Genomic DNA, 9506 nt, shown 5'->3' with positions numbered 1-9506 from the left:
GAGAGTAGGTCATCGTCAAGATTAAATTCCGAAACCCCAATTGCGAAAGCAGTTGGGGTTTTGTTTTGGGCGCTCGAAAAGTGTCCGCCTTGTCGCCGTACACTTGTTCGCCTTGTGTTCGCCCCGTGCACCACAGTGCTAAAGTCCATCCCTCGATTTTGCTTTTCCCAAGGAAGCCGTTATGCCGGACGCGACGTCCCTCAGTCCTGGATTCATGGTGGTTCATGGCAACCGCCTGGACGAGCTGCGAAGCCTGGTGGTCAGTTGGATGCGCCGTTACCCACTGGCGCCTTTGGAAAACGAAATCGCCCTGGTACAAAGCAACGGCATCGCCCAATGGCTCAAGCTGGCCTTGGCCGAAGACCCGCAAGCCGATGATATGGGCGGCTGTGGCATTGCCGCAGCCATCGACGTGCAACTGCCTGGCAGCTTTATGTGGCAGCTTTATCGTATGGTTTTGGGCCGTGACGAAATCCCGCCCAAGTCCCTGCTTGATAAAGCCCCGCTGACCTGGCGCCTCATGCGGCTGTTACCCGAGCTGATCGACCAACCGCACTTCGAGCCTCTGCAACGCTTCCTGACGCAAGACACCGACCTGCGCAAACGCTACCAACTCGCCGAGCGCCTGGCTGACCTCTTCGACCAATACCAGGTCTACCGTGCCGACTGGCTGGAAGATTGGGCCGCAGGCCGGCACCAACTGCGCAATGGTCGAGGCGAGTCCAAACCGCTCAACCCAGCCAACTGCTGGCAAGCCGAGCTGTGGCGCGCGCTCCTGCTGGATGTGGGGGAAGCAGGCATGGCCGAAAGCCGGGCCGGCGTACATCAGCGCTTCATCGAGCGCATCAACAGCCTTGAACAAGCACCGCCCGGCTTGCCTCCCCGGGTGATCGTCTTCGGCATCTCATCGCTGCCGGCCCAGGCGCTGGAAGCCTTGGCGGGTCTGGCCCGTTTCAGCCAGGTCCTGCTCTGCGTGCATAACCCCTGCCGCCATCATTGGTCGGACATCGTCGCCGACAAGGACTTGCTGCGTAACGAATACAAACGCCAGGCGCGCAAAACGGGCATGCCCGTCACTATCGACCCACAAACTTTGCACCAGCACGCCCATCCGCTGCTCGCTGCCTGGGGCAAGCAGGGCCGTGATTACATCAGTCTGCTGGACAGCTACGATGACCCCAACAGCTACCGCGCCGCATTTCGCGACGGCCGTATTGACCTGTTCAGCGACAGCGAACCCACCACGCTCCTCAACCAACTCCAGGACGATATCCTCGAACTGCGCCCGTTGAATGAAACCCGTGAGCTCTGGCCCGCTGTCGACTTGCAACGCGATACGTCGATCCGTTTCCATATCGCCCACAGCGCCCAACGCGAAGTGGAAATCCTCCACGACCAATTACTTCATCGCTTCAGCGCTGACCCCTCCCTGCGCCCTCGGGACATCATCGTCATGGTCCCCGACGTCGACAGCTATGCACCGCATATTCGCGCGGTCTTCGGCCAGCTCGAACGGCATGACCCACGCTTCATCCCCTTCACCCTTACAGACCAAGGCCAACGTGGTCGCGACCCGCTGTTGATCGCCGTCGAGCACTTGCTCAAACTTCCCGACAGCCGCTTCCCTGTCAGCGAAATCCTCGACCTGCTCGACGTCCCGGCCCTGCGCGAACGCTTCGCCATCAAAGAGCGTGATCTGCCCACCTTGCATCGTTGGATCGAAGGCGCCGGCATCCGCTGGGGCTTGAATGCCGAGCAACGCGCCGGTTTGGGCCTGCCCGCGGAACTGGAGCAAAACAGTTGGCGATTCGGCCTGCGCCGTATGCTGCTGGGCTATGCCGTCGGTACCGGCACGGCCTGCGACGGTATTGAACCTTATGACGAAATCGGTGGCCTCGATGCGGCCTTGATCGGCCCACTGGTCGCCTTGCTTGACGCCTTGAACGATGCCCATCAAGCGTTATCGGAACCCGCGTCGCCACAAACCTGGGGCGAGCGTCTACAACGGTTGATGCAGCTGTTTTTCCTGCCCAGCAGCGAGCACGATGACTACCTGCTGGGCCAGCTCGAACAATTAAGAGAAACCTGGCTGGAAACCTGCGAGTCCGTTGGTCTGCAAGACGAGTTACCCCTTACGGTTGTGCGTGAGGCATGGTTGGCCGGATTGGATCAGGGGCGCCTGTCCCAGCGCTTCCTGGCGGGGGCGGTCAATTTCTGTACGCTCATGCCCATGCGTGCGATCCCGTTCAAGTTGGTTTGCCTGCTGGGCATGAACGACGGCGATTACCCGCGGGCCCAGCCACCCCTGGATTTTGACCTGATGGGCAGCGATTACCGCCCCGGCGACCGTTCTCGCCGCGAAGACGACCGCTACTTACTGCTCGAAGCGCTGCTGTCAGCCCGTGACCAGCTGTACATCAGCTGGGTAGGCCGCAGCATCCGTGACAACAGCGATCGCCCGGCCTCGGTGCTGATCGGCCAACTAAGCGACCACCTCGCCAGCGGCTGGCAGCACGCCAGCAACGATCTGCCGCTGATCGACGCAATGACCCAGGAGCACCCGCTGCAACCCTTCAGCGCTCGCTATTTCCACGAGGGCGATTCGTTGTTCAGCTATGCGCGCGAATGGCAATTGCTGCATCAGGCACCGGCGGTCATCACCCAAGAGCAAGGCCTGACGCCTCACCAACAGGAAGAACCCCTGAGCCTTGGCCAGTTACAGGACTTCCTGCGCAATCCGGTCAAACACTTCTTCAGCCAGCGCCTGAAAGTATTCTTCGAAGCCGCTGAAGTGCCCCTGGCTGATGAAGAACCCTTCGTGCTGGACGCATTGCAACGCTACAGCTTGAGCGACAGCCTGCTGAACGCGGCACTCACCCAACCCGACCAACTCGATCAGGCGCTCACCGCCCAGGCCCTGCGGCTGCAAGGCAGCGGCCTGCTGCCGATGGTGGGTTTCGGTGAATGCCTGCGTAACGAACTGATCGAGCCGCTGCCGGACCTGGTGCAACGCTATCAACAGCTTCTGGCGTTGTGGCCCACCCCGCATACTGGTGCTGAACCGGTCAGCTTTGCGTACCAAGGCATCCAGCTGGAAGGTTGGATCAGCGGTCTGCACCGACGCAGTGATGGCGGACTTTTAAGCGTCACCACCATCCCCAACAGTATTGGTTCGATCAAGACACGTAAGTGGCACCGCCTCATCCGCCCCTGGGTCAATCACGTGGTGGCCTGCGCCTGTGGCCTGCCCTTGAGCACCGGCCTGGTAGCCAGTGACGACACCTTGTTGTTGGCCCCACTGGACAAGGCCGGCGCCGAGGACATTCTCGGTAACCTGCTGTTGGCCTGGCACACGGGAATGAGCGCGCCGCTTCCGGTCGCAGTGAAAACCGCGTTCGCCTGGCTCGGCCAGGCTGATCCCGCCAAGGCCCAAGCGGCTGCGAGCAAAGCCTATGAAGGCGATGGCATCACCACTGACGGCGAACGCCGCGAAACGCCTGCCCTTACGCGGCAATTTCCCGACTACGCGGCCCTGGTCGCCAGTGAAGAGTTCGAAGGCTGGTGCGAAACCCTGTATCGCCCGCTGATCAACGCCCCCTGGCGATCGCTTTCCAGCACGGAGGCCAGCGCATGATCGGCAAACCCTTGGCCCTGGCGTTCCCGCTCAAAGGCAGCCAGTTGATTGAAGCCAGTGCTGGCACCGGCAAGACCTTCACCATCTCCGCCCTGTACCTGCGTCTGGTGCTCGGCCACGGCGGTGATGAATCCGGTTTCGACCGCGAACTGCTGCCACCGCAAATCCTCGTGGTGACGTTCACCGACGCCGCTACCAAGGAACTGCGTGAACGTATCCGCATCCGCCTGGCCGAAGCCGCGCGCTTCTTCCGTGACGAAATCGAACAGCCTGATGCGCTGATTGCCGACCTGCGCGAGCAATATGATCCGCAGCAATGGCCCGCCTGTGCCAATCGCCTGGACATCGCCGCGCAATGGATGGATGAAGCCGCAGTCTCCACGATCCACAGTTGGTGCCAGCGCATGCTGCGCGAACATGCGTTCGACAGCGGCAGCCTGTTCACACAAACCCTGGAAACCGACCATAGCGACCTGCTGGGCGAAGTGCTGCGCGACTACTGGCGCTTGTTCTGCTACCCAATGCACGACGATGCGCTCAACTGGGTGCGCAATAATTGGGGTGGCCCCGCGGCGCTGATGCCACGGGTGCGTGCGTTGTTCGGCAGCGAGCGGCCCACCGACGAAACCCGCGAGCCAGCCGAACTGATCAGCGCCTGCCTGCAAGAACGCCGCGCCGCGCTAGTTGCCCTCAAGGCACCCTGGCAACAATGGGCTGCCGAGCTGCGGGATATCTGCCTGCAAGCCGTCGCTGCCAAAGCGGTCGATGGGCGCAAGATGCAAGCACGTTACTTCGAGCCCTGGTTCGAAAAGATCAGCGCCTGGGCCGCTGACGAAACCCTGGAACAACTGGACATCGGCACCGGCTTCACCCGCCTGACGCCCGACGGAATGGCCGAAGCGTGGAAAGGCGAGCCGCCGCAGCACCCTGGCATCGAGGCTATGGCCAGCCTCAAAGCCAGCCTCGACGCCTTGCCAACGCCCGACGCGGCGGTGCTGCAACACGCTGCCGGCTGGGTCGGCAAACGTTTCGAGGAAGAGAAACGTCGCCGCGCCGAGATGGGGTTTGACGACATGCTGATCCGCCTCAACGCCGCCCTCCAGGCAGACGGTGGCGAGCGCCTGGCCAGTGTGATCCGCGAGCAATTTCCGGTGGCTCTGATTGATGAATTCCAGGACACCGACCCGGTGCAATACAGCATCTTCGACAGCATCTACCGCATCGAAGAAAACCACCTCGACAGCGGCCTGTTCCTGATCGGCGACCCCAAGCAGGCGATCTACGCCTTTCGCGGCGCCGACATCTACACCTACCTGCGCGCCCGGCAGGCCACCACCGGCCGCCATCACACCCTGGGCACCAACTTCCGCTCCAGCCATGCGATGGTCGAGGCGGTGAACCATGTGTTCCAGCGTGCGGAAACCGGCCGTGGTGCGTTCCTGTTTCGCCAGCCTAATGGCGATAACCCGGTGCCGTTCCATTCGGTACTGTCCCAAGGCCGCAGCGAGCAGTTGCAGGTCGACGGTCACACGCTACCGGCCATGAACCTTTGGCACCTGCCCACCGACCAGCCGATTTCCAACGCGGTTTATCGTCAACACCTGGCCGCCGCCTGCGCCACGCAAATCGTTGCGCTGCTCAATGGCGGGCAGCAAGGCACCGCAGGCTTTGTGAAAGCGGGGCGCTTGAAGGGCGTGTTGCCGTCAGACATCGCCATCCTCGTGCGCGACGGCAAGGAAGCCCAAGCCGTACGGGCGGAACTGGCCCGCCGCGGCGTGCGCAGTGTGTACCTGTCGGATAAAGACTCGGTGTTTGCCGCCCAGGAAGCCCATGACCTGTTGGCCTGGTTGAAGGCTTGCGCGGAACCGGATGTCGAACGCCCGCTGCGTGCAGCCCTGGCCTGCGTCACCCTGAACCTGTCCCTGTCGGAGCTGGAGCGTCTGAATCAGGACGAACTGGCGTGGGAATCGCGGGTGATGCAGTTCCGTGGCTACCGTGCCATCTGGCGTACCCAAGGCGTGTTGCCAATGCTGCGGCGCCTGCTTCACGATTTCAAGCTGCCGCAAACCCTCATCGCCCGCAGTGATGGCGAGCGGGTGCTGACCAACCTGTTGCACCTCAGTGAATTGTTGCAACAGGCCGCCTCGGAACTGGATGGCGAGCAGGCGTTGATCCGTCATTTGGCCGAGCATCTGGCGCTGTCGGGGCAGGCCGGTGAAGAACAGATCCTGCGCCTGGAAAGCGACGAGCAACTGGTCAAAGTGGTGACCATCCACAAATCCAAGGGCCTGGAATACGACTTGGTGTTCCTGCCGTTCATCTGTTCGGCCAAGCCCGTGGATGGCAGTCGCTTGCCGTTGCATTACCACGATGAACACGGCAAGTCCCACGTCAGCCTGCGACCCACGGCCGAGTTGATCGCCCAAGCCGACGATGAGCGCCTGGCCGAAGACCTGCGTTTGTTGTACGTGGCCTTGACCCGCGCCAAACATGCCTGCTGGCTGGGCATCGCCGACCTCAAGCGCGGCAATAACAGCAGCTCGGTCTTGCACCTGTCGGCATTGGGCTATTTGCTCGGTGCCGGCGCGTCGTTGGGCGAGTCAGCGGGGCTGGCGCGGTGGTTGCTGGACTTGCAGCAAGGCTGCGCGGCCATCGATTATGACCTTGTGCCGGACGCCCAAGACATCTTGTTCCACCCGCCGCGCAACCAAGCGACCCTGCTCGCGCCGTTGCTGCCTGCACGCAAGGCCGCAGAAAACTGGTGGATTGCCTCCTATAGCGCCTTGCGCATTGGCGACAGCATGAGCGCCGCCAACCTCGAAGCCCCCGAAAGCCCACAGGCCCAGAAGCTGTTCGATGACGAACGCCTCGACCCCGATGCCCCTCGGGAAACGGTCGCGTCCGGCGGGGATATTCACCGTTTCCCACGCGGTCCCAACCCAGGCACCTTCCTTCACGGCTTGTTGGAATGGGCCGGTGAAGAAGGTTTCAACGTGACCCCGGAGGCGATCGAAAAAGCCGTGGGCGCGCGCTGTAACCGCCGCAACTGGGAAGGCTGGATCGTCACCCTCAGCGGCTGGCTGGAGCACCTGCTGCACACGCCACTGCCCCTGTACAACGAGCGCTTCACCCTCAGTGGCCTGCAGCAGTACCAGATCGAGATGGAATTCTGGTTTGCCAGTCACACCGTCGACGTACTCGCCCTCGACAAACTGGTGTGCCAGCACACCCATGGCGGCGTGTCCCGTGTGGCCGCCGAACCGGTGCTGCTCAACGGCATGTTCAAAGGCTTTATCGACCTGACGTTCGAGCACGATGGCCGTTACTACGTGGCCGACTACAAATCCAATTGGCTCGGCCCTGACGACTCGGCCTACACCCAGGACGCCATGGAACACTCGATCCTCGAGCATCGGTACGACCTGCAATACGTACTTTACCTGCTGGCCCTGCACCGCCAACTCAAGGCGCGCCTGCCGCATTACGATTATGACCAGCACGTCGGCGGTGCCCTGTACCTGTTCCTGCGCGGTAGCCAGTCGGTGAGCCAGGGCGCGTATTTTACCCGACCGCCTCGTGAGTTGATCGAGAGCCTGGACCTGTTGTTCCAGGGCAAGCCCATCCCACCCAAGGTTGAGCCCGCCTGGGAACAAGGAGTGCTCTTATGAGCCTGTCGCCGTTACCGCTGGAGGCGCTTTTGCCCCTCGATCGTGCTGCCGACCTGCTGCAGTTGCTTGCACGTTGGGTCGAGCGGGGTTGGCTGCGGGCCTTGGACAAAGCCTTTGTCGGTTTCCTGTACGAGCTGGACCCAAAGGCCGATCCCCTGGTGCTGCTGGCGGCGGCCTTGACCAGCCATCAACTGGGCCATGGCCACGTCTGCCTGGATGTGTTCGAAACCCTCAAGGCGCCGGATTTCGCCCTGTCATTGCCGCCCGAAGGCGACCTGCACACCGGCGCAATGCTGCTACCCTCACAGTTGCTGCACGGCCTGGATGGCGCGCATTGGTGCCATGCCCTGGCTTCAAGCCCGTTGGTTGCGCTGGCCGTCGATGGCAGCGAGGAGGCTCGTAGCCGCCCGTTGGTGTTGTCCGGCAAGCGCCTGTACCTGCGCCGCTACTGGGCCTACGAGCGGCGTATCGACCGCGCCCTGCGCCTGCGCCTTGCCAGCGTGGAAGACGCCGCCGCCGATTTGCCGCAACGGCTCAATCGCCTGTTCGACCAACCGGCGCCCGATGGAGTGATTGACTGGCAAAAGCTCGCCTGCGCCCTGGCGACCCGCGGCGCCTTCAGCATCGTCACCGGCGGCCCCGGTACGGGCAAGACCACCACCGTGGTGCGCCTGCTCGCGCTGTTGCAGGCGCCCGCCGTGGAGTCCGGCAGCCCGTTGCGTATTCGCCTGGCTGCGCCCACCGGTAAAGCCGCTGCGCGCCTGACCGAATCCATCAGCCAGCAAGTGCTGTCACTGACAGTGCCCGACAACGTGCGGGAAAAAATCCCCACCCAGGTCACCACGGTCCACCGCTTGTTGGGCAGCCGTCCGGGCACCCGTCACTTCCGTCACCACCTGGGCAACCCGCTGCCTTTGGATGTGCTGGTGGTGGACGAAGCCTCGATGATCGACCTGGAAATGATGGCCAACCTGCTCGACGCCCTGCCGCCCCATGCACGCCTGGTATTGCTGGGCGACAAAGACCAACTGGCCTCGGTAGAAGCGGGGGCCGTACTCGGCGACTTGTGCCGCGATGCCGAAGCCGGCTGGTACAGCCCGCAGACTCGCCACTGGCTGCAAGCCGTTAGCGGTGAAGACCTCAGCAGCAGCGGCTTGCAAGAAGACCTCGATGGCAGCCATCCCCTGGCCCAGCAAGTGGTGATGCTGCGCTATTCGCGCCGCTTCGGCGAGGGCAGCGGTATTGGTCAACTGGCGCGTTGGGTCAACCAGCAAAACGCCGAAGAGGCCCGCCAGCTGTTAGCTGCAGGCCGTCACGACGACCTGTTCTGCGTCAGCCTCAAGGGTGAGCATGACCACGCCCTTGAGCGCCTGGTACTGGACGGGCAGGGCGATGGCGCCCAAGGTTATCGCTACTACCTGAACCTGCTGCAATCGGCGCGCCCCTCTGCGGACACACCGCGTGACGGTCCAGCCTGGACTGCTTGGGCGCAACAACTGCTGCACGCCTTCGACGCGTTTCAACTGCTTTGCGCCGTGCGGAAGGGCCCGTGGGGCGTCGAAGGGCTCAACCTGCGCATCACCGCGGCGTTGCGCAAGGTACGCCTGATCGAAGGTGACGAGCAGTGGTACGAAGGCCGACCGGTGCTGATGACCCGCAACGATTACGGGCTCGGCCTGATGAACGGCGACATCGGCATCGCCCTGAAATTGCCCGAAAGCGACGGTGGCCCCCACGTCCTGCGGGTGGCCTTTCCACGTAACGATGGCCAGGGCGGCGTGCGCTTTGTATTGCCCAGCCGCTTGAATGATGTGGAAACCGTGTACGCCATGACCGTGCACAAATCCCAGGGCTCGGAGTTCACTCACACCGCGCTGATCCTGCCGGATGCCCTTAACCCGGTGCTGACCAAAGAGCTGATCTATACCGGTATCACCCGTGCCAAACGTTGGTTCAGCCTGGTTGAGCCGCGCGGCGGCGTGTTTGAGGAAGCGGTGCGGCGCAAGGTCAAGCGTCTGAGCGGATTGATGTTGGAGTTGGACCTTCCGTCTGAAAAAAATGACTGGTAGGTCAGGCGATATTTCTTATTCAGATGTTTGATTTTTCTGAAAAAATAGCGAACCCCTCGAATGCTGTGCTTCGTGGGGATGTCCGCCGCTGTGCTATCGTTGCGGCATCATCCTGGAAAACACTTGAGAGTATCG

3 protein-coding genes are annotated in these 9506 nt (G+C 62.4%); all 3 read left to right on the top strand.

Annotated elements, in window-relative coordinates:
* Positions 1 to 181 precede the first annotated feature (181 nt).
* Genes recC through recD form a run of 3 tightly spaced genes read left to right on the top strand, consistent with a single transcriptional unit; the run spans position 182 to position 9371 of the window.
* Entirely contained in the window at positions 182 to 3634 is a 3453-nt protein-coding gene (gene recC / locus ACTJLA_RS05140; RefSeq protein ID WP_314545516.1) for an exodeoxyribonuclease V subunit gamma, read from the top strand.
* A complete protein-coding gene (gene recB, locus ACTJLA_RS05135) occupies positions 3631 to 7302 on the top strand; it encodes an exodeoxyribonuclease V subunit beta (protein ID WP_314545514.1) in 3672 nt (1223 codons plus the stop codon). The genes recC and recB overlap by 4 nt, the downstream gene beginning before the upstream one ends.
* A complete protein-coding gene (gene recD / locus ACTJLA_RS05130; RefSeq protein ID WP_034128795.1) occupies positions 7299 to 9371 on the top strand; it encodes an exodeoxyribonuclease V subunit alpha in 2073 nt (690 codons plus the stop codon). The genes recB and recD overlap by 4 nt, the downstream gene beginning before the upstream one ends.
* Positions 9372 to 9506 lie beyond the last annotated feature (135 nt).

It is taken from the genome of Pseudomonas sp. 22072, assembly GCF_052046095.1.
GTDB lineage: Bacteria > Pseudomonadota > Gammaproteobacteria > Pseudomonadales > Pseudomonadaceae > Aquipseudomonas > Aquipseudomonas paracarnis.
Note: the sequence above shows the minus strand (reverse complement) of the source record. Positions and strands in the feature narration are given on the sequence as shown.

What these genes read in the sequence shown, in the direction of transcription:
- recB (WP_314545514.1), top strand. Translation starts at nt 3,631, where the DNA reads ATGATCGGCAAACCCTTGGCCCTGGCGTTCCCGCTCAAAGGCAGCCAG.
- recC (WP_314545516.1), top strand. Translation starts at nt 182, where the DNA reads ATGCCGGACGCGACGTCCCTCAGTCCTGGATTCATGGTGGTTCATGGC.
- recD (WP_034128795.1), top strand. Translation starts at nt 7,299, where the DNA reads ATGAGCCTGTCGCCGTTACCGCTGGAGGCGCTTTTGCCCCTCGATCGT.